The following is a 25,054-nucleotide window of genomic DNA, read 5'->3' on the forward strand; positions in this document are numbered from 1 at the left end:
TCGCCGCAAGTATTTCGGTCCCGGCCGTTGGTCGGACGGGCGTCCGAAGTCTGCCGACGGGCGCCGGCCGTGGTGCAGCCGACGACCTCCGATGGATCAATCCTGTCGATCCGCGTCCAACGGATCGACGATCTCCCCCTGAGCGGTGAGCGTGCCCTGGGCCAGCCGGGTCACCCGTGGGGGCACCGGCGGCTCCAGGCCAGCTACTACACGCAGGCCGGAAAGGACGTCATCGGGCCGTACGGCGGGCGTTACCTGTCGTACGACAAGGTCGATTATCGCACACGGTGCGCCGTCCGCCCCGGAAGGTGGGTCGGACTGCTCGGTCACAGAGACATGGGTCACCGCGGCGCGGGCGTCGAAGGACCGGCGACCCTGCTTCGTCATGCGCTCCACCAGCACCTCCTCGGCGTCGAGGAAGCCCTTGACGGCCGCCGCGGCCACCGCCGGATCGATCGTGGGCAGTTCGATCCGCCACCGGGAGGCGTCGATCCGGTCGGCCAGGCTGCCCTCGCCGGCCACCACCGCCTCCAGGACGTCGAGGCCGGGCGAGAGAGCCGCGTCCAGGGCCAGCCGCAGCTGCTCCGGGTCGACCTCGGCGCGCAGGCCGATCTCCAGGTACTCCGCCTCGCTCCCGACGCCGGTGGGCGCCGCGCTCGCGTACGAGATCTTGGGGTGCGGGGTGAAGCCCTGGGAGAACGCGATGGGCGCGCCGGCCCGGCGCAGTGCCCGCTCGAAGGCGCGGGCGAAGTCCCGGTGCGAGGTGAAGCGCAGCGGGCCGCGCTTGGCGTACCGGAGGCGGATGCGCTGGACGACCGGCGCCTGACCGCCCACCGGCTGATTCTTCGGGGGAATGTCCTTCTCCTAGGCAGGGACCCGCAGGTTGTTCACCGGGGTCAGGGGAAGCAGCTTCTTACCGGTGGGACCGATCTGGATCTCGGTGTCCATCGACGGGCAGACGCCGCAGTCGAAGCACGGGGTCCAGCGGCAGTCGTCCTGCTCGTACTCGCTGAGGGAGTCCTGCCAGTCCTGCCAGAGCCAGTCCTTGTCGAGGCCGGAGTCGAGGTGGTCCCAGGGAAGGACCTCGGCCTGCTCCCGGTCGCGGGTGGTGTACCAGTCGAGGTCGACGCCGAACTGCGGCAGCGTCTCGGCCGCCGACTCGACCCAGCGGGAGTACGAGAAGTGCTCGCTCCAGCCGTCGAAACGTCCGCCTTTTTCCCAGACACGCCGGATCACTGCCCCGACGCGACGATCGCCCCGGGACAGCAGGCCCTCGATCAGCGACGGCTCGCCGTCGTGATAGCGGTAACCGATGGCCCGGCCCAGCCCCCGGTCGCTGTTGATCACGTCCTTGAGCATCTTGAGCCGGGCGTCGATCACCTCGGGCCGCGCCATCGGCGCCCACTGGAACGGGGTGTGCGGCTTGGGCACGAACCCGCCGATCGACACCGTGCAGCGGATGTCCTTGGTGCCGGCCGCGATCCGGCCGGCCTTGATCACCTCGTGCGCCATCCGGCCGATCTGCGCCACGTCGTCGTCGGTCTCGGTGGGCAGGCCGCACATGAAGTACAGCTTCACCTGCCGCCAGCCGTTCGAGTACGCCGTGACGACCGTCCGGATCAGGTCTTCCTCGGTCACCATCTTGTTGATGACCTTGCGGATCCGCTCGGAGCCGCCCTCGGGCGCGAAGGTCAGGCCGGTCCGGCGCCCGTTCTTCGACAGCTCCTGAGCCAGGTCGATGTTGAACGCGTCCACCCGGGTGGACGGCAGCGACAGCGAGACGTTGGTGCCGCTGTACTGCTCGGCCAGGCCGGAGCACATGTCGCCGATCTCGGAGTGGTCGGCGGAGGAGAGCGACAGCAGGCCGACCTCGTTGAAGCCGGAGAACTCCAGCCCCTCCCGCACCATCTGGCCCACCGTGGTGATCGACCGCTCCCGGACCGGCCGGGTGATCATGCCGGCCTGGCAGAACCGGCAGCCCCGGGTGCAGCCCCGGAAGATCTCCACCGCGTACCGCTCGTGGACCGTCTCGGCCAGCGGGACCAGCGGCTTCTTCGGGTACGGCCAGGCGTCGAGGTCCATCGTCGTGCGCTTGGAGACCCGGAACGGCACGTCCGGGCGGTTGGGCACGACCCGCTGGATCCGGCCGTCGGGCAGGTAGTCCACGTCGTAGAAGCGCGGCACGTAGATGCTCTCGGTGCGCGCCAGGCGCAGCAGCAACTCGTCGCGGCCGCCGGGGCAGCCCTCGGCCTTCCACTCCCGGATGATGCCGGTGATCTCGAGGACGGCTTCCTCGCCGTCGCCGAGCACGGCCGCGTCGATGAAGTCGGCGATCGGCTCCGGGTTGAAGCTGGCGTGCCCGCCGGCCAGCACGATCGGGTCGTCCATCGTCCGGTCGGCGGAAAGCATCGGGATGCCGGCCAGGTCCAGCGCGGTGAACATGTTGGTGTAGCCCAGCTCGGTGGAGAACGACAGGCCGAGCACGTCGAACTCGCGCACCGGCCGGTGCGCGTCGACGGTGAACTGCGGCACGCCGTGCTCGCGCATCAGGGCCTCGAGGTCGGGCCAGACCGCGTAGGTGCGCTCGGCGAGCACATCCTCCTGCTCGTTGAGCACCTCATAGAGGATCTGGACGCCCTGATTGGGCAGTCCGACCTCGTAGGCGTCGGGGTACATCAGCGCCCAGCGGACGGTGGTGGAATCCCAATCCTTGACGACGGCGCCCAGCTCGCCACCCACGTACTGGATTGGTTTGCTGACCCGGGGGAGCAACTGTTCGAGCTGTGGGAAGACGGAGCGAGCACTCATGGAAGTCCAGGGTACTTGGACCCTATTTCAACTCCGCCGCCGCCCGCTCCAAGTCCGTTGTCAGCACATCCTCGCGAAAGGCACAAAGCTGCAGGGTCATCCGGGCGGCGCCGCGTTCCCCCACCACCAGACGGGTCCGGGTGCCGTGCATCAGCAGGTCGCCGACCAGCGCGTCGAGCAGCCGCACCCCGGCGCTGTCCAGGAACGAGACCGTGGTGAGGTCGATCAGCACCTTGCCGCCGTCGTTGAGCCGGTCCACGATCGTCTTCCCGATCTCGCCGGCATTGGCCAGATCGATCTCGCCGGTCAGGCTGACCAACTGCGCGTCACCGAATCTGGAGAAGCTCACCCACTGGTCGGTCACAAGTCCCCCCGGCTGCGCCGCATGATGACCGTGGTGCCGTCGGTCCGGTCGAAGAGCACCTGATCCATCGACTCCCGGATCAGCTGGAGCCCGCGGCCGCGCGCCACGTCGGTCACCGCACCCCGCCAGGTGCCGCGGTCGGTGACGCGCACCTCGACCGCGTCGGCGGTCACCGTGCCCACCACGTCGATCATCCCGAACGGGTCGTCCCGGTAACCGTGCTCGATCGCGTTGGCCACCGCCTCCGAGCAGGCCAGCAGCACCGCGTCCCGGCAGTCCGCCTCGATGCCGTGGGCGACCAGCCAACCGCGCAGCTCGGACCGTAACTGCGCGATCTGCATCCGGTCGGCGCCGAGGGACCGCTCGATCCGCTCCTCGCTGCCCAGCGAGAGGCAGAGCAGGCAGACGTCGTCCGCGTGGTCGCGGCCGACCAGCAGGTCGGCCAGCGCGGCGGTCAGGCCGGGCAGCGGCGCGTCCCGCCGCCGGGCGAACTCGCGGGCCAGCACCTCGAAGCCCTTATCGATCGGCCGGGTGCGCCGCTCGATCAGCCCGTCGGTGTAGAGCAGCAGACGACTGCCGGCCGGCAGCGGCTGCCGCTGCTCGGTGCGCCGGAGGTCACCCGCCCGGGAACCGAGCGGCGCCGAACGTGCCTGCAGGAGGAACTCCGGTATCCCGACCGGCGCCTGGAACAGCGGCGGGAGGTGTCCGGCGCAGGCGTACACCAGCTCGCCGGTGACCAGGTCGACCTCCGCGTAGGCCACCGTCGCCATCCGGGCCGTCTCGACCCGGTCGACGAACCGGTCCAGTGCCTCCAGCAGCCGGGCCGGGCCGACCCCGTCGCCGGCCAGCGCCCGGATCGCGCTGCGCAGCTGGCCCATCGTGGTGGCCGCGTCGATCCCCCGGCCGACCACGTCGCCGACCGCGATGGCCAGCCGGTCTTTGTTGATCATGAAGGCGTCGAACCAGTCGCCGCCGACCTCCAGATCTTGCCCGGCCGCTTGGTAGTGGGTCTCCACCGCGAACCGGGAGTCGCCGCTCGGCAGGTCGGCGGCAAGCAGGCTGCGCTGCAGCGTGCGGGCGGTCTCCCGTTCCTGCTCGTAGAGCCGGGCATTTTCCAGTGCCATGCCGGCCCGGTCGGCCAGGTCGATCAGGAAAGCCCGCTCGGCCGCGGCGCCCCGGCGGTCGGGGGCCATCCGCATCGACAGCGTGCCGAGCACCCGGCCACGGGCGGTAAGTGGCAGCACCACGCACCCGAGCGGATCACCGGCCGCCGGGAAGACCGGCACGCTCGCCCGGATCGCCCGCTGCTCGGCCGGCTCCAGCAGGCCGAGGTCGGGCGCCGGGCCGCCGGACTCCTCGTGTATCCCGCCGCCGATCGACAGCTGCAGCAGCGCCCAGTCGGCGATCTCCGGCACCACCCGGTCGACCAGCCGCCGGGCCCGGGGCAGCAGCCGGTGCAGTTCGTCGAGCGTGCGGGTGGTCTCGCCGAGGAAGGTGGTGCGTTCCTCGCGGCGACGGGCATCGTCGTACAGCCGGGCCCGATCGAGGGCCTGGCCGGCCTGCTGGCCGAGCAGCCGGACCACGCGCAGCTCGTTGTCGCCGAGCTTCCGCTCGCCGGTGAAGCTGAACGCCAGCACGCCGAGGGTCTCGGTGCCGACCCGCTCGTCGGAGCCGCCGGTGGTCAGCGGCAGCAGCACCACGGTGTTGCGGCCCGACTTGCGCATGTTGTCGACCAGGTCGGGGAAGTGTTCCCGGGCCTCGGCGACCGAGCCGACCACGTGCAGGTCACCGCGGTCGGCCACCCGAGCCACGGCACGCGGCGAGGAGCGCGGCATGTCGTCCCAGTTGCCGGTGGTCGGGTCGGTCGAGGAGACCGCGACGATCAGGTCGCGTTCGACGTCGACCAGATAGATGCTGCTGCTCGCGGCGCCGAAGGCCGGCTCGGGCGCGCGCACCACCGCCTCGGCGACCTCGGCCTCGGTGGGCGCCGCGGCCAGGTCGGCCACGATCTCCTGCAGCACCTGGACGCGGCGTTCCGACTCTTCCGCGCGGCGGCGGGCGTGCAGCAGTTCGTTCTCGTAGCTGCGCCGCTCGGTGGCGTTGAAGACTGTGGTGCGGATGGCCCGCGGCTCCTTGGCCGGCCCGCGGGACAGCACCGAGTTGACCAGGGTGGGCAGCGTGGTGTTGTCCGCGCAGACCACCTCGAAGGCCATCTCGTGCACCTCGTCCTGCATGCGCAGCAGCGGGGCGTAGTGGGTTTCGTGGTAGATCTGCCCGCCGGAGCCGAGCAGGTCCCGGAACCGGCGGTGTCCCACCAGCTCCGCGCGGGTGTATCCCGTCCAGACCAGGAAGGTCTGATTGACCTTCACAATGGTGCCGTCCGGGAGCGTGGTCAGATACCCGCACGGCGCGTGCTCGTACAGGTCATCCGGGTCATCGTCCCAGGGCAGCCGTAACTCCTGGGTCACGTCCGGCCCACCAGAATCACTCACGTTCCGCTCTACGTTCTGTGCTCTACAGCCAGGACTTGATCGCGTCGATCGTTTCTTCCGGAGCACTGAGATTGGGACAGTGCCCGGTCGCATTCATGTACACCATCGTGCTGCCCGCGGTGTGTTTGTGAACGTAGTCGCCCACGAACGTCGGAGCGATCACATCATCCGTGCACTGCAGGATCAACGAAGGAGTACGAAGTTTCAGCAGATCGTCGCGATTGTCGGCGAGGAACGTAACGCGCGCGAACTTCTTGGCGATCTCCGGATCGGTGCGGCAGAAGCTGTTGGTCAGCTCCTCGCCGAGCTCCGGTCGCTCGGGGTTGCCCATGATGACCGGGGCCATCTGGCTGGACCAGCCGAGGTAGTTGCTGTCCAGCGAGTCGAGCAGGGAGTCCAGGTCCGCGTGGGTAAAGCCGCCGAGGTAGCCGTCGGCCGGCTCATTGATGTAGCGCGGCGACGGCCCGATGAGGACCAGCTTGGCGAAGCGCTCCGGCTCCTTGATCGCGGCGATGATGCCGATCATGGAACTCACCGAGTGGCCGACGAAGACGACGTCCCACAGGTCGTTCTCGTGCAGGATCTCGAGTACGTCGTCGGCGTAACCGTCGAGCGTGGAGTAGCGGTCATCGTGGTAGGCCGACAGGTCGGATTTACCGTTGCCTACGTGATCAAACAGGACAAGTCGATACGTGTCCGCGAAGGCCGGGGCGACGAGGCGCCACATGTTCTGGTCGCAGCCATACCCATGAGCGAACACCATCGGCTGACCGAGGTCATTCCCGGTCAAAGTGACGGCATTTCTCTGTGTCGTTCTCATGTCTCGGTAACCATACGGCTCCAGACCGTCCGGCACATCGCCCTGGTTGTCCGGCATTCAGGTTTGGAATCCGGAACGCACCGTTCCTGATTGGTGGCGCACCGCATCTAACCTGGCTTCGGAGGCCGGCACACCGGCAGCGAAGGAGATCGACCGATGGGCGACACCCGGCCGGGTGAATTTGACCCGACCCGCATCGAGGACGGCGAGGAGTCGTCGACGGTGGACGCCCCGGCTCGCTGGAGCGGGTCCGCCGTCGTGCCGCCGCCCACGCCGAAGAAGTCGCGATGGAACCGGCGGCGGCCGGAGCCGGACGAACGGGCCGCGATCCCGGCCGTCGACCCGTGGGCCGGTCAGGACACGCCATGGGACCCGTTCCCCGCCGTACCGGAAATTGCCGAGACCGATCCCACCAAGCTCGACCACCCGGCAGCCATGCCACCGACCCGCATCGAGCCGCCGCCCGCCGCTCCCCCGCCGCCCACGCCCGCCCCGGTCGCGGCGCCCAAAGCGCCTGCGGCGCCCGCGGCGCAGCGGCCGCCCGTTCCGCCCAAGCCCAGCCGTCGCGAGCGCAAGGCTCGCGAACGCGCCAACCAGGCAGCCCTGGCCGCCGCCACCCAGGCCGCCACGCAGGCCGCCGCCCGCGCCGCGCAAGCGCAGGCCGCCCGTCCCCCGGCGAATCGCCTGCCGGTCCAGACCCGGCCGGGACAACTCCCGCCGGTCCCGCCCTGGGCCGCGCGCCCGCCGCAGCGACCACTGCCCCCGCCGCGCCGCAAACGCCGCTGGGGACGCCGGCTGGCCCTGCTAACCGTGCTCGGCGTGCTCTGCTGCTGCGGCCTGCCGTTCGCCTACTTCCAGTTCCCGGCGGCCCGGCAGTATCCGGTGACCGCCAAGCTGCCGACGTCCTTCTCCGACCTGGAGTTGCGCGACGACAACGCCAGCAAGCGGGCCGCCGACCGGCTCGCCGAGCAGCTGCGGGCCACCGCGACGGACGGCGCCCCGTTCGCCGGCGTCTACGGCGACAGCCGCGGCAAGCGGGTCACCGTCTTCGGCGTCACCGGCTGGCGGTTCACCCCGAAGTCGGACGTGCAGGCGCAGCTGGACAACCTGACCGATCAGCTGCACCTGTCCCAGGTGCAGTCGTTCGACCTGGGCGAGACCGGCGCGCACGAGAGCTGCGGCGCCGGCCGGGTGGACGGCTCCTCAGTGGTGGTGTGCGCATGGGCCGACCACGGCAGCCTGGCCACCGTGCTGCTGACCCGCCGCTCGATCAGCGACAGCGCCGAGCTGGTCAGCACCCTGCGCAGCCAGGTGCTGACCCCGGGCTAGGACGCCGTCGGCTTCGCGGGGGCGTAGCGCGGCACGTACTCCTGGCCGGTCAGCTTCTGGATCTCGCCCATCATCTCGTCGGTGAGCGCGCGCAGCGAGGTGCGGTCGTCGGCCCGGCCGGTGGTGTCGATCGGCTTGCCGAACTTCACCGTGATCTTGCCGCGGAACGGCATCGGGTACGGCTGGCCGATGGGCTGCACCTTGTCGGTGCCGAGCATGCCGACCGGGATGATCGGGACGCCGGCCGCGACGGCGAGCCGGGCCGCGCCGGTGCGGCCGCGGTAGAGCCGGCCGTCGGGCGAGCGGGTGCCCTCGGGGTAGACGACCACGCAGTCGCCGGCCTTGAGCACCGGGATGGCGCCGTCGAACGCGGCGAGCGCGTCCCGGCCGCCGGCCCGCTGGACCCGGATCGCGCCGAGTCCGTTGAGCAGGTTACGGGTGAACCAGCCGCTGAGGCCGGTGCCGTCGAAGTATTCGGACTTGGCCCAGAAGGCCAGGTGCCGGGGCACGACCGCGCCGAGGAACAGCTCGTCGGCGACCGAGAGGTGGTTGCCCGCGAAGATCGCGCCGCCGGTGCGGGGCACGAACTCGAGGCCCTCGACGCGCGGACGCCAGCCGAGCGACAAAATGTTGCCGACGGTGACTTTGCCGATGGAGTAGAGCAGCGGCAACTTGGGGATCCTCCGGTACGGGGTGGTGCAGTGGGGGTGGCACGCTGAGGTTATCGGAAGGCACCCGGGAAGTCCCCGCCGAGCTTGCCAAGCGGCCCGGACAATCACCGCGAAGGCGGCAAATGCCCGGGCCGGGTTAACAGATTCACACCCGCTGCACGAAAACCGTTACCTGCTCGCCGTCGCCGACCTCACCGGCGAACCCGCCGGACCCGTCGGATCCGGCCGGACCGAACGCGACCGACGTCGCCAGGGTCTCCCCGGCCACGAACTCCCGGTGAGCATCCACCGCGAGCCGGACGATGTCGGGGGCCGACACGGTCAGCGCGATCCGGTCCGAGACGTCCAGGTCGGCGTCCCGGCGGGCCTGCTGGATCACTCGGATCACGTCCCGGGCCAGCCCCTCGGCCAGCAGCTCCGGCGTCACCACGCTGTCGAGCACGACCACGCCGGCCCCGGCCGGCAACGGCGCCGAGTTCACCACGTCGGAGGCGACCAGCTTCAGTTCGTACTCCCCCTCCTGCAGGGCGACCCCGGCCGCGACCGGCGCGCCGTCGACCAGCTGCCAGTCACCCTTCTTTACCGCCTGGATGACCTGCTGGACCTGCTTGCCGAGACGCGGGCCGAGGGCCCGCGGCACGACGGTGAGGACCTGCTCGCAGTACGCGGCCACGTCGTCGGTGAAGACCACGTCCTTGACGTTGACCTCGTCCGAGAGCAGGTCGCCGAAGGCTTCCAGCCTGCCGGCGTCCGCGCTGGCCACGGTCAGCTTGGCCAGCGGCAGCCGCACCCGCAGGGCCCGGGCCTTGCGCAGCGACAGCGCCGCCGAGGCGACGTCCCGCACCGCGTCCATCGAGGCGACCAGCTCGTGGTCGGCCGGGAAGTCGGCCGCGGACGGCCAGTCGGTCAGGTGCACCGACCGCTCCCCGGTCAGGCCGCGCCAGATCTCCTCGACGGTCAGCGGCGCCAGCGGCGCCACCACCCGGCACACCGTCTCGAGCACGGTCGCGAGGGTGTCGAACGCATCCTCGTCACCGGCCCAGAAGCGGTCCCGCGAACGGCGCACGTACCAGTTGGTCAGTGCGTCCAGGTATGACCGCACGGACGCGGCCGCACCGGAGATGTCGTACTCGTCCATCTGCCGCTGCACGTCGGTGACCAGTTCACCGGTCTTGGCCAGGACGTACCGGTCAAGCAGGTGTTTGGAATCTGTCCGGAATTTCGCAACATAGCCAGAAGCGTTGGCATAGAGGCTGAAGAAGTACCAGACGTTCCAGAGCGGGAGCAGCACCTGGCGCACCGAGTCGCGGATCGCGACCTCGGTGACCGGCATGTCCCCACCCCGCAGCACCGGCGACGACATCAGCATCCAGCGCATCGCGTCCGAGCCGTAGCTGTCGAACACCCGGTAGACGTCCGGGTAGTTGCGCAGCGACTTGGACATCTTCCGGCCGTCCTCGCCCAGCAGGATGCCGTGGCTCAGGCAGCTGCGGAACGCGGGCCGGTCGAACAGCGCCGTGGCCAGCACGTGCATGGTGTAGAACCAGCCGCGGGTCTGCCCGATGTACTCGACGATGAAGTCACCCGGGTAGTGGTGCTCGAACCAGTCCTTGTTCTCGAACGGGTAGTGCACCTGGGCGAACGGCATCGAGCCGGACTCGAACCAGCAGTCCAGCACCTCCGGCACGCGCCGCATCGTCGACCTGCCGGTCGGGTCGTCCGGGTTGGGCCGGGTCAGCTCGTCGACGAACGGCCGGTGCAGGTCGGTGACCTCGACCCCGAAGTCACGTTCCAGCTCCGCGAAGGAACCGTAGACGTCCACCCGGGGATACGTGGGATCGTCCGACTTCCACACCGGGATCGGCGAGCCCCAGAACCGGTTCCGGGAGATCGACCAGTCCCGGGCGTTGGCCAGCCACTTGCCGAACGAGCCCTCCTTGATGTGCGCCGGCGTCCAGGTGATCTCCTGGTTGAGCTCGACCATCCGGTCCCGGAACTTCGTCACCGCGACGAACCACGACGAGACCGCCTTGTAGATCAGCGGGGTGTCACAGCGCCAGCAGTGCGGGTACGAGTGCGTGTAACTCTCCTGCTTGACCAGCACGCCCTTGTCGCGCAGCGAAGCGATGATCGGCTTGTTCGAGTCGAAGACCTGCACACCCTGGTACGGCGGCACCAGCGAGGTGAACCGGGCGTGCTCGTCGACCGCCACCACGGTCGGGATGCCGGCCGCGTTGCAGACGTTCTGGTCGTCCTCACCGAAGGCCGGCGCCTGGTGCACGACCCCGGTGCCGTCCTCGTCGGTGACGTAATCGGCCGCCAGCACCTGGAAGGCGTTGGGTCCACCGGCCTCGACCAGGAAGTCGAACATCGGCGTGTACCGACGCCCGGCCAGGTCCCGCCCGAAGACCGAACCAACCCGATCAAAACCTTCCAATTCCTTCGCGTACGCCGTGAGCCGTGTCGCCCCCACGATGAGCTTGCGACCCTCGCCGTTCTGCAGCACCGCGTACTCGATGTCGGGTCCGACGGCCAGCGCCAGGTTGGACGGCAGCGTCCACGGCGTGGTCGTCCACACCGCGATGTCCTCGCCGCTGTCCAGCCGGAACGTGACGGTCACCGCCTGGTCGGTGCGGTCCCGGTAGACGTCGTCCATCCGGGTCTCGGTGTTCGACAGCGGCGTCTCGCACCGGAAGCAGTACGCGAGCACCCGGAAGCCTTCGTAGACCAGGCCCTTGTCGGACAGCGTCTTGAACGCCCACATGACCGACTCCATGTAACTGGGGTCGAGCGTCTTGTAGTCGTTCTCGAAGTCCACCCACCGGGCCTGCCGGGTGACGTACCCCTCCCAGTCCTTGGTGTAGGCCAGCACGGACGTGCGACAGGCCTCGTTGAACTTGTCGATGCCCAGGTCGACGATCTGCGCCTTGGTGGTGATGCCGAGCTGCTTCTCCGCCTCGATCTCGGCGGGCATGCCGTGCGTGTCCCAGCCGAAGCGGCGTTCCACGTGCTTGCCGCGCATCGTCTGGTAGCGCGGCACCAGGTCCTTCACGTACCCGGTGAAGAGGTGTCCGTAGTGCGGCAGGCCGTTGGCGAACGGCGGTCCGTCGTAGAAGACGTACTCGTTGCTGCCGTTCTCGCCGGCCGGGTTACGCGCGACGGACGCCTCGAAGGTCTTGTCGGCCGCCCAGTGGTCGAGCACGGCGCGCTCGACCGCGGGCAGGTCCGGGCTGGCCGGTACGCCCGTGGCGTCGGTGTGCTTGGGATAGGCCATGTCGGCGGTTCTCCTCGATGCAGTCAACAGATGCGACTGCGAGGACGAGCCTCTGCGGCCCGCGGTACCACCTCGCTTGGCGTCATGGAGACGCCCGCTCGTTCGCCGGATTTACGATGCGCGGTCCGATCCGCCCGGTTCTACTGAAGCCCGAGGGCTCGTTCTTCCGGAGGCTCCCCGGTGATGGCCGGTTCAGTGCCTGCGTGGGCACAACGATACCGGCCACCCCGGGATTCCTTCACCCGGATTACCTCCGCCGAGGTGCGGCCAGCGTGGTGGACCAGAGCGAGACCCCTTCGCGGTCGCGCAGGTACACCGTCAGGTCGCCCGAGTGCCCGTCGATCTCGACCTCGCCGAAGTGCTGGTAGCCGTCGGCCGGCGAGGTGTTGGCGACCGGCGGGGCGTGCACGAACTCGGTTTTCGGGCCGAACGTGCCATCCAGCGCGTTCGGGCCGAACGCACCGGCGTGCGCCGGACCGGAGACGAACTCCCAGAACGGCGTGAAGTCCCCGATCGCAGCCCGGGACGGGTCGTAGTGCTGGGCCGCGGTGTAGTGCACGTCCGCGGTGAGCAGCACGATCCCGCTCACGTGGTGCCGGTGCGCGTCCAGCAACACCTGGGCGAACTCGAGCTCGCGACCCTTCGGCGCGCCGTTGTCACCCTGCGCGACACCCTCCTGCGCGGCCGCGCCGTCCGGCACGACCAGGCCGAGCGGCAGGTCGTTCGCGATGATCTTCCAGGTGGCCGTCGACCGGCGGAGACCGCGGATCAGCCACTCGCGCTGCTCCCGCCCGAGCAGACCGCGCTGCGGATCGGCGTACGTATTGCCGTCGTTGGGGTCTTTGAAGGTCCGCATGTCGAGGATGAACACATCGAGCAGCGGGCCGTAGGAGAGCTTGCGATAGACCGGGCCGCTCTGCCCCGGAATCGGCGTCCACTCGTGATAGGCCTGGTGGGCGCGGCCGGCGAGCACGTCGACCGACTTCTCGGTGTACCGGGCGTCGTCCAGGATCTGCCCCGGGAACCAGTTGTTGCGCACCTCGTGGTCGTCCCACTGGTTGATCTGGGCGACCTCGGCGGCGAACCGCTTGTAGTGCTCGTCCAGCAGGTTGTAGGCGTACTGCCCGCGGTACTCCTTGAGCGTCTCGGCGACCTTGAGCTTCTCCTCGGTCACCAGGTTGCGGTAGATCCGGCCGTCCGGCAGCGTCACGGTCTCGGTGAGCGGCCCATCGGCGTAAACGGTGTCGCCCGAGTGCAGCAGAAAGTCCGGGCGCCTGCGGCGCATCGATTCAAAGAGCTTCAGGCCGCCGTACGCCGGATCGATGCCCCAGCCCTGACCGACCACGTCACCGGTCCAGACGAACCGAATGTCCTGCCGTCGCACCGGGGCGGTCGACAGCGAGCCGTCCAGCGACGAACCGTAGAGGCCGGGCCGGTCCAGGCTCTCGGCCCGCACCCGGTAGTAGATCTTGGAGTCGGCCGGCAGATTGCGCAGCCGCAGCTTGCCGGCGAAGTCGGTGTCCGGGGTGACCACCGGACCGCGCAGCAGGCGGGCACCGCGCAGGTCGGGCCGGCGGCTCACCTGCACCCAGAGCCGCGCCGGGCGGTCGGCCCGGCTCCACACGATGGCCGAGTCGGCGGTGGCGTCGCCGCTCTGCACGCCGTGCGTGAGCAGCGGCCGCACGCCGGCCGAGGAGAACGCGGGAGCTTCGAGAAGAGCGCTGCCGGCCAGGCCGACGGCACCGGCGCGCAGCAGATTGCGTCGCGAGATCGAGGTCATACCCTGATGCCTATCGATCGGACGTGGCCTGCGAGTAGCCGTTCCCTAAACTTCACCCCGTGATCCGCATCGAGCTCGATGAACCGACGCTGGCCCGCACCCGGATCGCGATCAGCCCGTTCGCCGAGGTCGTGTGCAGCCTGTTCCTGCTGCAGCGCAACCCGGCCGGAGCGCCGTGGCCCTATGACACCTGGGCGCTGCGGGCCCGGGAGATCCTGCGGACCGTCCCCGCGACCGCGCCGGTTTCGCTCTATCTGCAACTGCCGGCGAGCTCGCCGGACTTCCTCGACCCGATCCCGGAGACCGCCGTCTCGACCATCGGCGAGCAGTTGGACCGGTTCCGCGTCACGCCCGCCGAGGTCATCGCCGAGCAATTCGCGAAGTACTACCCGAACGGCGACGTCCCCGAGCTGCTGCGCCCATTCCGCGACGATCGCGAGGCGGCGCTGAACCGACTCGCCGACGGCATCGCCGCGTACTGGGACGCGGCGATCGCACCGCACTGGCCGGCCATGCGCGCCGCGCTGGACGAGGAGGTGCTGCTACGGGCGCGGGCGCTGGCCGCCGACGGCCCGGACGCCCTGCTCGCCCAGCTGCACGAGCGGATCCGCTGGGAACCGCCAGTGCTGACCCTGGTCAAGCCGCTCCAGTATTCCTTCGAGGCGGTCGACCAGCGCCTGCTGCTGGTGCCGCTGATCTTCTCGCGCGGGGCGCTGAGCTGCTCGTCCGACCATCCCGACGTGATCATGGTGACCTACCAGTCGCGCGGCTCCGCCCTGCTCGCCGCGGCACCCGCACCGCACGCCGACGACCGGCTGGCCATCCTGGTCGGCCGGGGCCGGGCCGCCGTGCTGCGCGCGCTGACCGTGCCGGCCTCCACGACCGGGCTGGCCACCGCGCTCGGCCTGGCCCCCAGCACGGTCTCCGAACACCTGGCCGGCCTGCAGGCCGCCGGGGTCGTGCATCGCCGCCGGGCCGGGCGCCGCGTCCTCTACGGCCTGGAACCGGCCGGGATCGCACTGGTCAACCTGCTCGGCGGAGATTCGGCCGGAGCCGAATTCGTTTCCTAGGCCCGCGTTCTCCCCCTAGCGTTCCGGCCCATGGGGAGCGAGTACGCCATCGAGGCCGATCAGTTACGCCGCACCTATCGGGGGCGGACCGGATGGCTGCGACCGCGCCGCACCGAGGTGGACGCGGTGCGCGGAGTGTCCTTCACGGTCCGGCGCGGCGAGCTGTTCGGCCTCCTCGGCCCGAACGGCGCCGGCAAGACCACCACCATCAAAATGCTGAACACCCTGCTCATCCCCACTTCCGGCACGGCGGTGGTGTGCGGCCAGGACGTGGTCCGGCAGACCCGGGAGGTACGCCGCCGGATCGGCTACGTGTTCGGCGGCGACCGCGGCCTCTACGAGCGGCTGTCCGCTCTCGACAACCTGCGGTACTTCGCCGAGCTGTACGGCGTGGCCCCGCGCGACCAGAAGCGCCGGATCGCCGAGCTGCTCGACCTGGTCGGCCTGGCCGGCCGGGAGCGCGAGCGGGTCGAGGGCTACTCGCGCGGCATGCGCCAGCGGCTGCACATCGCCCGCGGCCTGCTGCACGCCCCCGAGGTGTTGTTCCTGGACGAGCCGTCGATCGGGGTCGACCCGGTGGCCGCCCGCGAGCTGCGCCGCACCGTCGCCGACCTGGCCGCCGGCGGCACCACCGTGCTGCTGACCACGCACTACATGGCCGAGGCCGACGAGCTGTGCGACCGGATCGCGGTGATCGCCGACGGCCGGATCCAGGCCCTCGGCACCCCGGCCGAGCTGCGGCACCGGGCGGACGGCCGCCGGGTGGTCGAGGTGGAGGCGTACGGCGTGCCGGACACCGCCGTCTCCGCGCTGCGCGGACTGCCCGGGGTGCGGGAGACCGCGGTCGAGGAACGGGGCGCGCTGCAGCTGCTCACCGTCCAGTCCGACGCGCACGTCGACGTGCAGAGCGACATCCTGCGCGAACTGGCCGGCATCCGGCTCGGCCGGGTCTCCAGCCGGGAGCCCACCCTCGAAGACGCGTACGTAGCGATCGTGAGCTCCTCTTGAGGACGCTGCGCATGCTGCTGTTGGGCACGATCACCCACATCAAGCAGATCAGCCGCTCCCCGCTCGAGGTGGCGATCGCCATGGTCGTACCGATCGTGCAGGCCACCCTGGCGGTCTACCTGTTCCGCTCGGGCGGCGAGCAGCACCGGCTGATCGAGGCGGCGGTCGGGGCCGGCCTGATGGGCGTCTGGTCCTCGGTGCTGTTCGGCTCGGGCGGCGCCATCCAGAACCAGCGCTGGCAGGGCACCCTCGAAATGATCATGCTGGCGCCCCGGCGGCCGGTGCTGGTGATCCTGCCGATCACCCTGGCCACCGGCCTGACCGGCGCCTACTCGCTGCTCGCCACCCTGGCCTGGGGCCGGCTGCTCTACGGCATCCGGCTCGACTTCGTGCACCCGGCCGCGTTCGTGGTCGCGGCGGTGGTCTGCATCGTGGCGCTCGGCATGTTCGGGCTGCTGCTGGCCGCCACCTTCGTGCTGATGCGCAACGCGAACGCACTGACCAACGCCCTTGAATACCCGATCTGGCTGGTCTCCGGGATGCTGGTCCCGATCACCGTGCTGCCCGCCTGGACCGGCCCGATCGCCGCGGTGCTGCCGACCACCTGGGGGGCCCGCGCTTTGCGCGAGGCCACCACCGGCGGGCCGGTGTGGCCTTCGGCCGGCATCTGCCTCGCCATCAGCATCGTCTGCCTCATTCTGGGGAGCTTCGCCCTGACGTACGTCGAACGCCGCGCTCGTGCCACCGCGACCCTGGCTCTCGCATGAAGACGATCCGTTTGATGACCGTGGGCGGCGTGATCGCCTACCGGGCCCTGTTCAACTGGACCAGGCCGAGCATCTTCATCGGCACCCTGCTGATCGGGCCGCTGTTCCAGCTGCTGTTCTTCGCCTACCTGGGCCGCCAGTTGCAGGTCGCCGACGACCGCTTCTACCTGGTCGGCAACGCGGTGCTGGCGGCCACGCTGGCCGGGGTGTTCGGCGGCACCCTCGCGGTCGGCAACGAGCGGCGCTACGGCACGCTCGGCCACGTGCTGCTGTCCCCGCGCAGCCGCACCGCCGTGTTCCTCGGCCGGGCCTTGCCGTACGGGGCGAACGGCCTATTCATCGCGGTGTTCACGCTCAGCGTGAGCGCGCTGATGCTCGGCCTGCGGATCCCGATCGGGGCGGTGCCCGGCCTGCTGACCGCGATGGCGATCGGCTCGCTGGCGTCCGCCTTCTTCGGGCTCACGCTGGGCGCGCTCGGCCTGCGCTTCCGCGACGTGTGGGTGATCTCCAACGTCGCGGTGGCCCTGCTGATGCTGCTCACCGGCGTGAACGTGCCCCGGGCCAACCTGCCCGGCTGGATGGCGACGACCGGGCAGTACCTGCCGATCACCCACGCGGCCGAGGCGGCCCGGCAGTTCGCCGCCGGGCAGGGCTGGTCGGCGGCCGGGCCGCAGCTGGGCCGGGAGGCGCTTGTCGGCCTCGGTTACGCGGTGCTCGCCGCCGTGCTTCTCAAAGTCTTCGAGTTCGAGTCGCGCCGGACGGCGAGCCTGGAGACGCTGTAGCGCGGAAAGATCAGAGCTTGGGGAACCAGAGCGCCAGCTCGCGGGCCGCGCTCTCCGGCGAGTCGGAGGCGTGCACCAGGTTTTCCCGGTTGGACAGGGAGAGATCGCCGCGGATCGTGCCGGCGGCCGCCTTGCGGCCGTCGGTCGCGCCGATCATCGCGCGGACCACCTCGATCACCTGGTCGCCGCCGAGCACCAGGGCCACCAGCGGGCCGCTGGTCATGAACTCCTTCAGCGGCGGGTAGAACGCTTTCTCCACGTGGTCGGCGTAGTGCTGGTCGGCCAGGCTCGCATCCATCGAGCGCAGCTCCATCGCCTCGATCGCCAGACCCTTTTGCTCGAAACGCGAGATGATCTCGCCGAGCAGGCCGCGGCGCACCGCGTCGGGCTTGACGAGCACGAGGGAACGCTCGATGGGGCTGGTCACGAAGTCCTCCAGAACTAGCTGTGCGGCAACACGCGCGAGGTTCAGCCTATCGGTACCAGGTTTGCGGCAGGCGGCAACGCCGGGACTACCGCACTTTCGCTCGGACGGGGACGGGCAATAACCTGACGTGAACAGCGGGAGGTCCACATTGGCAAACCAGACCGGCCGTCCTATCGCACCAGCGCGCAAGCTGGTGGCGGCCGTCATGGGCACCATCGCCGTCTTCGTCGTGGCGCTCGGCCTCGGCATGTCCAGCTGGGGGGTGGTGGTGTTCGGCCTGGCCGTGCTCGCCCTCTCCATCGCACTGGGCATGGTCAATGTGGTGCGGCGCGGTGCCCGCGCCTGGGTCACCGGCACGGCTGAGGTCCGGGCGATCTCGCCGCCACCCACCTCGTCGGCCGTCTACGGGCGCGCCGAGATTCAGGCCGTGGTGGTCGCGCCGGGCCTGCCCACCTCCGAGGTGGTCATTCGGGAACCGCGGGTGCCGGTGGTGAAGTGGCCGGTGATCGGCGACACGCTCCCGATCACCGTCGACGTCGACGACATGCGCCGGGTCCGCATCAACTGGGACGAGGCGACCCCGCACGAGCGCGGCGAGGACCCGCCGCCGGTGCCGCTCACCGTCTACGACCAGGACCTCACCGACGACCTCGACAACGATCTGCTGGGCGACCCGGAACCGCCGCCGTGGACGACCCGGGACCGCCAGTGGGACCCGGTCGACGAGCCGCCGCCGCCCCCGCCGCCCGGCGCCGAGACGGTCGTCGTGCACCACACGCCCGAGGGCACCATCCTCGAGGGCGAGCTGGTCGACCACGACGAGACCGCGCAGCCGCTGCCCCGCCGGGCCCCGGGCGCGTCGGCCCCCGGCGCCGCCGCCGCGGCGGGAACTGCCGCAGGTGCCGCGGCGGGAGCCGCTGCCGGTGCCGCCGCGAGCCGTCCCGCCGGTGGGCGGCCGAGCCCGCACCGCCGAGGTGGCACCGCCACCGCCACGGCCGAACCGGAGACCACCGCCGCCGCGCCGGCCGCCGACCAGGAGTTCGCGGCCCCGGCGCAGCGCACCGCACCGCCCGCCGACCTTCCCGCCGAGACGCCGGTGGACCTGCCGCTCGACGACCCGGAACCGGCCCCCGAGCCGCTGCGGCGTCCCGAGCCGACCGCCGCCGCGACGACCGCGACGCCGTCGCCGACGAGCGCCTTCCCGACCGCCCCGGAACCGGTGCAGCCGCCGCCCGTCGCACCCGAGCCGTCCACGCGGCGCCCGGCCGCCCAGCCGCCGCGGACCGACTGGGACCCGCTCGACCTGCCCCTCGACGGCGACCCCGAGCCGCCCCGAACCAGCCCGGCCGTGACCGACGATCCGTTCCCCCCGCCGCCGGCGCGAACCAGCCCGGCCGCGACCGTTGATCCGTTCGCCCCACCGCCGGCCCAAACCGGCCCGGCCGTGACCGACGATCCGTTCGCCCCACCGCCGGCCCGAACCAGCCCGGCCGCGACCGCCGATCCGTTCGCTCCGCCGCCGGCACCCACCGGCACGGCCGCCGATCCGTTCCCTCCGCCGCCGGCGCGATCCGAGGCCGCCACGGCGGCGGATCCGATCGCCTCGCCGGTCCAGGAGCAGCCCGCTCCGGCCGCGACGACATCGCCGGCCGACGACATCGTCGACTCCAGCGACCGGCCGACCACTCAGTTCATGACCAACGCGGCCCACGACGAGGAATCGTCCGCGGCCGCGCGCTCCGCCGCCCACCCCGGCGTCATCGCCGGCGCAGCCGCCGCGGTGGGCGCCGCGGCCGCTGCGGCGTTCGCGGCGGTCAAGAAGGTCGGCCACCCCGATCAGGCGGACACCGCGGCCGCGCCGACTGCGGCCGCCGCCCGGGACACCCCGGAGGCCGGCCCGTGGTCGGATCCACCCCCGGTCACCCCGCCGCCCGACGAGCACGCGGACGACGTGATCACCGCGTACCCGAGCGCCCGGACCGGCCCGGCCGGCGCCATCTACGGGGTGGGCATCACGGTGCTGGTCACCGATCTGGCCCGGTCGGTCGCCTTCTACCAGGACACGCTCGGCTTCAACAAGATCGACAGCGGCGACGGCAGCGCCGTGCTCGCCTCCGGCGACACCCGGCTGGTCCTGCGCACGGTGAGCGGCCTGTCCGCCGAGGCGGGCCGGCTGATCTACCTGAACCTCGAGGTGGGCGACGTCGAAGCGGTGTACGCCGAGCTGTCCGCAAAGGGCGTGACTTTCGTGCACCCGCCCCAGCCGGTGAACCGGGGCGACCGGCTCGAGCTGTGGTCGGCCACCTTCCGCGACCCGGACGACCACAACATCGCGATCACCCAGTGGCGGGCCACCCGCTGAGGCGGTCAGCCCAGGATCGATTTACGAACATAGGCGGCGTACGCCCAGGCTGCGCCGAAGATGATGCCGAGCACGGCCAGGGACCAGTGCAGCAGGCCGCACGCGACAAGCAGCACCTGCAGCACGGCCCCGGCCGGCCAGGCCCACGGGCGTTTCATCATCCCGGCCAGCAGGATGGCCAGCACGGCCAGCCCGACCACCGCTCCGATGCCCCAGCCGCTCAGGTGACCACCCATGATCCGGATCGGCTGGATGGCCAGGAGCAGCACGATCGCCTCGAGCACCAGGGTGCCCGCCCCCAGACCGCGTACCGCTGCCTGGGGGTTCTTGAGGCCGGAGCGCGGCGCCTGCTCGGTCATCGCTTCAGCAGTTTCCGTGCGTCCGCCACCGTCACGACCGAGCCGGTGATCAGCACACCGACGCCGCTGAGTTCGCCGGAGGTGTCCTCCTCGGCGATCACCACGGCCTCCTCGATCGCGTCCGGCATGTTCTGCGCGACGGTCACCCGGTCCTCGCCGAAGAGCTCGATCGCCACCTCGGCGAGCTCGTCGACCGGCATCGAGCGCGGCGAGCTGTTCTGGGTGACCACGATCCGGGCGGCCACCGGCTCGAGCAGGTCGAGCAGGCCGGACGCGTCCTTGTCGCCGAGCACCGCGACCACCGCCACCAGGTGCCGGAAGGAGAACTCCTCCTCCAGCGCGCTGACCGTGGCGGCCATGCCGTGCGGGTTGTGCGCGCCGTCCAGCAGGATCGTCGGCGCGCTGCGCACCCGCTCCAGCCGGCCCGGCGAGTCGACCTGGGCGAAGCCTTCCCGGACCAGGTCGGCCTGGAGCTGCTTGTCCTTGCCGGCGCCGAGGAACGCCTCGACGGCGGCGAGCGCCAGCACCGCGTTCTGCGCCTGGTGCGCCCCGAACAGCGGCAGGAAGATCTCCTCGTAGATCCCGCCCAGCCCCTGCAGGGTGAGCACCTGGCCGCCGACCGCCTGGTTGCGCTCGACCACCCCGAACTCACTGCCCTCGCGGGCCAGAGTGGCCCCCATCTCGGCGCAGCGCTCGAGGATCGGCCGAGCGGCCTCCTCGGTCTGCAGCGCGCTGATCACGGTGGCGCCCTTGTGGATGATGCCGGCCTTGGCCCAGGCGATGTCCTCGATGGTGTCGCCGAGCCATTCGGTGTGGTCGAGCCCGATCGGGGTCATCACGCAGACCCCGGCCTCGAGCACGTTGGTGGCGTCCTCCTCGCCGCCCAGGCCCACCTCGACCACTGCGATGTCCACCGGCGCGTCCGCGAAGGCCGAATAGGCCATCGCGGTCGTCATGTCGAAGTAGGTAAGCGGTTCGGTGTTGCGCGCGTCGATCAGGTCGGCGAGCGGGGCGACCTCTTCGTAGGTGGCCACCATCCGCTCCTCGGAGATCGGCTCGCCGTCCAGGGCGATCCGCTCGCGGACCGTCTCCAGGTGCGGGCTGGTGTATCGGCCGGTGTGCAGGCCGTGCGCCCGCAGCAGCGCGTCGATCATCCGGGCCGTGCTGGTCTTGCCGTTGGTGCCGGTCAGGTGGATGGCCGGGTACGCCCGCTGCGGGCTGCCCAGCACGTCCATCAGGTCCCGGATCTTGCGCATGTCGAACACCATGCGGGTGAAGCCGCGCTTGTCCAGCGCGGCCACTACCTCGTCGTACTCGCTCATGCTCTTGTCTTCCTCATGCCGTAGGCAACGCGGAAAGCGCTGCCGCAATTCGCGTGAGATCCGCCTCGGCCGTGGCCAGGCGGTCCTTGATCTTCGCGACCACCTGTTCGGGGGCCTTTCCGACGAAGGAATCGTTGCCGAGCTTGGCCCGGCACTGGGCCGCTTCCTTCTCGGCGGCGCCCAGGTCCTTCTCCAGGCGGGCCCGCTCGGCGGCCACGTCGATCGTGCCCCGGGTGTCCAGGTCGACGGTGATGGCACCGGTGATCGCCAGGGTCGCGGTGGCCGTGAAGCTGTCGTCCGGCCGGTCGAGCCGGGCCAGCGAGCGGATCAGCGGCTCGTGCGCGTCGATGCCGACGTTGCCGAGGCCGGTCAGCGCGGCCGTCACCCGCTGGGTGGGCTTGAGGCCCTGGTCGGAACGGAACCGGCGGACCTCGGTGACCACCTTCTGCAGCGCGGCCAGCTCCTCCTCGGCGGCGTCGTTGATCAGCGCCTTGTCAGCCAACGGCCACGTCGCCCGGACGACCGTCTCGCCGCCGGTGAGAGCGATCCACAGCTCCTCGGTGACGAACGGGATGACCGGGTGCAGCAGGCGCAGCAGCTGGTCGAGCACATGGCCCAGGACCCGCTGGGTCGTCGCGCTGCCCTCGGCCAGCACCGGCTTGCTCAGCTCCAGGTACCAGTCGCAGACGTCGTCCCAGGCGAAGTGGTAGAGGGTGTCGCAGACCTTCGCGTACTCGTACGTCGCGAACTGCTCGTCCACCTCGGCCACCACGTGCTGCAGCCGGGACAGGATCCACTTGTCGATGGCTGACAGTTCCGACACATCGGGCAGCGGGCCCTCGACCGTCGCACCGTTCATCAGCGCGAACCGGGTGGCGTTCCAGAGCTTGTTGCAGAAATTGCGGGAGCCTTGGCACCAGTCCTCGCTGATCGGCACGTCGGAACCGGGGTTGGCACCCCGCGCGAGAGTGAACCGGGTGGCGTCGGCGCCGTACCGCTCGATCCAGTCCAGCGGGTCGACCACATTGCCGAACGACTTCGACATCTTCTTGCCGTGCCCGTCGCGGACCATGCCATGCAGGTTGACCACCTCGAACGGCTGCACGTCGTCCATCGCGTACAGCCCGAACATCATCATCCGGGCGACCCAGAAGAACAGGATGTCGTAGCCGGTGACCAGCACGCTTGTCGGATAGAACTTGTCGAGTTCCGGCGTCTTCTCCGGCCAGCCCATCGTCGAGAAAGGCCAAAGAGCCGAAGAAAACCACGTGTCGAGTACGTCTTCGTCCTGGTGCCAGCCGTCGCCGGTGGGCGGCTGCTCGTCCGGTCCGACGCACACCACCTCGCCGTCCGGGCCGTACCAGACCGGGATGCGGTGACCCCACCACAGCTGACGCGAGATGCACCAGTCGTGCATGTTGTCGACCCAGGCGAAGTAACGCTTGGACAGCTCGGCCGGCTCGATGGTGACCCGCCCGTCGCGCACCGCGTCACCGGCCGCCTTGGCCAGCGGCCCGGTGTTCACGAACCACTGCAGCGACAGCCGCGGCTCGACCGTGGTCTTGCAGCGCGAGCAGTGCCCCACCGAGTGCACGTAGGGCCGCTTCTCGGCGACGATCCGCCCGTCCTCACGCAGCGCCGCGACCACCGCGGGCCGGGCTTCGTACCGGTCGAGGCCCTCGAACGGCCCCGGCACGGTGACCACCGCGCGCTCGTCCATGATCGTGATGCTGGGCAGGTGGTGCCGCTGCCCGATCTCGAAGTCGTTGGGGTCGTGCGCCGGCGTCACCTTGACCGCACCGGTCCCGAACGACGGGTCGACGTGTTCGTCGGCCACGATCGGGATGCGGCGACCGGTCAGCGGCAGCTCCACCTCGGTGCCGACCAGGTGCTTGTAGCGCTCGTCGTCGGGGTGCACGGCCACCGCGGTGTCGCCCAGCATCGTCTCGGCCCGGGTGGTGGCGACCACGATCGCGTTGGCCCCGTCGCCGTACCGGATCGAGACCAGCTCGCCGTCGTCGTCGGTGTGCTCCACCTCGATGTCGCTGAGCGCGGTTAGACAGCGCGGACACCAGTTGATGATCCGGTTGGCCCGGTAGATCAGCGAATCGTCGTACAGCCGCTTGAAGATGGTCTGCACGGCCCGGGACAGGCCCTCGTCCATCGTGAACCGCTCGCGCGACCAGTCGACCGAGTCGCCGAGCCGGCGCATCTGGCCGAGGATCGCGCCGCCGGACTGGGCCTTCCACTCCCAGACCTTCGCCACGAACTTCTCCCGGCCGAGGTCGTGCCGGGACAGCTGCTGCGCGGCGAGCTGACGCTCCACGACGTTCTGGGTGGCGATGCCGGCGTGGTCCATGCCGGGCAGCCACAGCACCTCGAAGCCCTGCATCCGCTTGAGGCGGGAAAGGGTGTCCTGGATGGTGTGGTCGAGGGCGTGGCCGACGTGCAGCGAGCCGGTCACGTTGGGCGGGGGGATGACAATCGAGAAGGCCGGCTTGTCGCTCGTCGGGTCGGCCGTGAAGTAGCCCGCCGATACCCACGACTCGTACCGCCGCTGCTCTACCTCGCCCGGCTGGTACTGGGCGGAGAGGCCACCGGTGGGCCGGCTGTCGGGGGTGCGGGTCTCGGTCGTATCGGTCACCCGACAAGTCTACGGACGCCCGCGCCGAACCCGAATTCGCACCTCCTCCCCCGGGGGTGGATTGCTACGCTCGCGCAATGTCCGACGCCCCGATCGACATCGGCCCCGTCGAGCTCACCGAGGAGCAGCCCGAGCAGGCTCCCCGCCCGAGGTCGAAGGCCCGCATGATCGTCCTTTCCTCCCTACTGGTCGTGGCGGTCGGCGGCGCCGGCGTGCTGGGCTGGACCGCCTGGCAGATCTCGTCCCAGAAGGACGCGAAGCTGGCCACTCCCGACACGATCGGCTCACTGACCCTGGACCAGTCCGAGGACGCCAAGTCCACCGCCGACTACCTGCAGACCGCGCTCGCGGCCGAGGTCGATCTCGACAAGACGGTCGCCGCGGTCTACCAGGACGGCGGCGCCAACAAGAACGTCCTGTTCTTCGGCGGCACGACCCTGTTCTGGACACCCGAGGACGACCTCGATACGGCCTTCGACCTGATCTCCGACAACGAGGGCTCGGTCACCGGCATCCATGAGGTAGAAGCCGGCGACCTGGGCGGCACGATGAAGTGCGGCACCACGAAGTCGGACGCCGGCGAGCTGCCGGTCTGCGGCTGGGCCGACCACGGCAGCCTCGCCTTGGCGATGTTCCCGAACCGCACGGTCGCCGAAGCGGCCCCGCTGTTCCAGCAGATCCGCACCGCGGTGGAAAGCCGCTGAGTTTGCTTTGTTTTGGGCCATTTGTTTTGGGCAGCAAAAAGGCCCACCCGGTTGCCCGGGTGGGCCTTCTC

19 protein-coding genes are annotated in these 25,054 nt (G+C 70.4%); 7 read left to right on the forward strand and 12 right to left on the reverse strand.

Annotated elements, in window-relative coordinates; translation table 11 throughout:
- Nucleotides 1–96: 96 nt before the first annotated feature.
- From Ate02nite_RS45765 to Ate02nite_RS45785, 5 genes are read right to left on the reverse strand one after another with little or no spacing between them, the layout of a single operon-like run.
- The gene (locus Ate02nite_RS45765) at nt 97–834 is read right to left on the reverse strand and encodes a TIGR03936 family radical SAM-associated protein (protein ID WP_203814251.1); all 738 of its coding nucleotides are present in this window, start codon (nt 832–834) and stop codon (nt 97–99) included.
- A gap of 30 nt (nt 835–864) precedes the next feature.
- Nucleotides 865–2,808 (reverse strand): TIGR03960 family B12-binding radical SAM protein, encoded by a 1,944-nt coding sequence (locus Ate02nite_RS45770; RefSeq protein ID WP_203814252.1) that lies wholly within the window; start codon nt 2,806–2,808, stop codon nt 865–867.
- A gap of 22 nt (nt 2,809–2,830) precedes the next feature.
- The gene (locus Ate02nite_RS45775) at nt 2,831–3,157 is read right to left on the reverse strand and encodes an STAS domain-containing protein (RefSeq protein ID WP_239148195.1); all 327 of its coding nucleotides are present in this window, start codon (nt 3,155–3,157) and stop codon (nt 2,831–2,833) included.
- Nucleotides 3,158–3,168: 11 nt separating this feature from the next.
- A complete protein-coding gene (locus Ate02nite_RS45780; protein WP_239148196.1) occupies nt 3,169–5,664 on the reverse strand; it encodes a SpoIIE family protein phosphatase in 2,496 nt (831 codons plus the stop codon).
- Between the two features lie 22 nt (nt 5,665–5,686).
- On the reverse strand, nt 5,687–6,541 hold the full coding sequence (locus Ate02nite_RS45785; protein WP_307873305.1) for an alpha/beta fold hydrolase: 855 nt from the start codon (nt 6,539–6,541) through the stop codon (nt 5,687–5,689).
- 99 nt (nt 6,542–6,640) lie between these two features.
- On the opposite strand from Ate02nite_RS45785, the gene Ate02nite_RS45790 reads away from it, so the two are divergent.
- Nucleotides 6,641–7,813, forward strand: a complete 1,173-nt coding sequence (locus tag Ate02nite_RS45790; protein WP_203814254.1) for a hypothetical protein — start codon at nt 6,641–6,643, stop codon at nt 7,811–7,813.
- Here the strand turns inward: Ate02nite_RS45790 and Ate02nite_RS45795 are convergent.
- From Ate02nite_RS45795 to Ate02nite_RS45805, 3 genes are all read right to left on the reverse strand, one after another.
- Nucleotides 7,810–8,484, reverse strand: coding sequence for a lysophospholipid acyltransferase family protein (locus Ate02nite_RS45795; protein ID WP_203814255.1), 675 nt, complete (start codon nt 8,482–8,484; stop codon nt 7,810–7,812). The two genes, Ate02nite_RS45790 and Ate02nite_RS45795, sit on opposite strands and share 4 nt — an antisense overlap.
- 145 nt (nt 8,485–8,629) lie before the next feature.
- On the reverse strand, nt 8,630–11,758 hold the full coding sequence (gene ileS, locus Ate02nite_RS45800) for an isoleucine--tRNA ligase (RefSeq protein WP_203814256.1): 3,129 nt from the start codon (nt 11,756–11,758) through the stop codon (nt 8,630–8,632).
- A gap of 247 nt (nt 11,759–12,005) precedes the next feature.
- Nucleotides 12,006–13,538, reverse strand: coding sequence for an alkaline phosphatase D family protein (locus Ate02nite_RS45805; RefSeq protein ID WP_203814257.1), 1,533 nt, complete (start codon nt 13,536–13,538; stop codon nt 12,006–12,008).
- 59 nt (nt 13,539–13,597) lie between these two features.
- Here Ate02nite_RS45805 and Ate02nite_RS45810 point away from each other — a divergent pair, with 59 nt between their 5' ends.
- The 4 genes from Ate02nite_RS45810 to Ate02nite_RS45825 are packed head-to-tail and all read left to right on the forward strand — an operon-like array spanning nt 13,598 to nt 17,165.
- Nucleotides 13,598–14,608, forward strand: coding sequence for an ArsR/SmtB family transcription factor (locus Ate02nite_RS45810; protein ID WP_203814258.1), 1,011 nt, complete (start codon nt 13,598–13,600; stop codon nt 14,606–14,608).
- Between the two features lie 30 nt (nt 14,609–14,638).
- The gene (locus tag Ate02nite_RS45815) at nt 14,639–15,616 is read left to right on the forward strand and encodes an ABC transporter ATP-binding protein (RefSeq protein ID WP_239148197.1); all 978 of its coding nucleotides are present in this window, start codon (nt 14,639–14,641) and stop codon (nt 15,614–15,616) included.
- Between the two features lie 11 nt (nt 15,617–15,627).
- Nucleotides 15,628–16,383 carry an ABC transporter permease gene (locus tag Ate02nite_RS45820; RefSeq protein WP_203814259.1) on the forward strand — a complete coding sequence of 252 codons (756 nt, stop codon included), beginning with the start codon at nt 15,628–15,630 and terminating at the stop codon, nt 16,381–16,383.
- Nucleotides 16,380–17,165, forward strand: coding sequence for an ABC transporter permease (locus tag Ate02nite_RS45825; protein ID WP_203814260.1), 786 nt, complete (start codon nt 16,380–16,382; stop codon nt 17,163–17,165). Before Ate02nite_RS45820 ends, Ate02nite_RS45825 begins: the two co-directional genes overlap by 4 nt.
- Before the next feature lie 10 nt (nt 17,166–17,175).
- Here the strand turns inward: Ate02nite_RS45825 and ndk are convergent, their stop codons facing one another.
- Nucleotides 17,176–17,592: a nucleoside-diphosphate kinase gene (ndk, locus tag Ate02nite_RS45830; protein ID WP_203814261.1), complete on the reverse strand. Its 417-nt coding sequence runs from the start codon at nt 17,590–17,592 to the stop codon at nt 17,176–17,178.
- 205 nt (nt 17,593–17,797) lie between these two features.
- Here ndk and Ate02nite_RS49650 point away from each other — a divergent pair, with 205 nt between their 5' ends.
- A complete protein-coding gene (locus Ate02nite_RS49650) occupies nt 17,798–19,954 on the forward strand; it encodes a VOC family protein (protein WP_275423004.1) in 2,157 nt (718 codons plus the stop codon).
- Between the two features lie 5 nt (nt 19,955–19,959).
- Here the strand turns inward: Ate02nite_RS49650 and Ate02nite_RS45840 are convergent, their stop codons facing one another.
- From Ate02nite_RS45840 to Ate02nite_RS45850, 3 genes are read right to left on the reverse strand one after another with little or no spacing between them, the layout of a single operon-like run.
- Nucleotides 19,960–20,313: a DUF4233 domain-containing protein gene (locus Ate02nite_RS45840; protein ID WP_203814262.1), complete on the reverse strand. Its 354-nt coding sequence runs from the start codon at nt 20,311–20,313 to the stop codon at nt 19,960–19,962.
- Nucleotides 20,310–21,635, reverse strand: coding sequence for a bifunctional folylpolyglutamate synthase/dihydrofolate synthase (locus Ate02nite_RS45845; RefSeq protein WP_203814263.1), 1,326 nt, complete (start codon nt 21,633–21,635; stop codon nt 20,310–20,312). The genes Ate02nite_RS45840 and Ate02nite_RS45845 overlap by 4 nt, the downstream gene beginning before the upstream one ends.
- 13 nt (nt 21,636–21,648) lie before the next feature.
- Nucleotides 21,649–24,279: a valine--tRNA ligase gene (locus Ate02nite_RS45850; RefSeq protein ID WP_203814264.1), complete on the reverse strand. Its 2,631-nt coding sequence runs from the start codon at nt 24,277–24,279 to the stop codon at nt 21,649–21,651.
- 77 nt (nt 24,280–24,356) lie between these two features.
- Here Ate02nite_RS45850 and Ate02nite_RS45855 point away from each other — a divergent pair, with 77 nt between their 5' ends.
- Nucleotides 24,357–24,983: a hypothetical protein gene (locus Ate02nite_RS45855; protein WP_203814265.1), complete on the forward strand. Its 627-nt coding sequence runs from the start codon at nt 24,357–24,359 to the stop codon at nt 24,981–24,983.
- Nucleotides 24,984–25,054 lie beyond the last annotated feature (71 nt).

Source organism: Paractinoplanes tereljensis, assembly GCF_016862435.1.
Classification (GTDB): domain Bacteria; phylum Actinomycetota; class Actinomycetes; order Mycobacteriales; family Micromonosporaceae; genus Actinoplanes; species Actinoplanes tereljensis.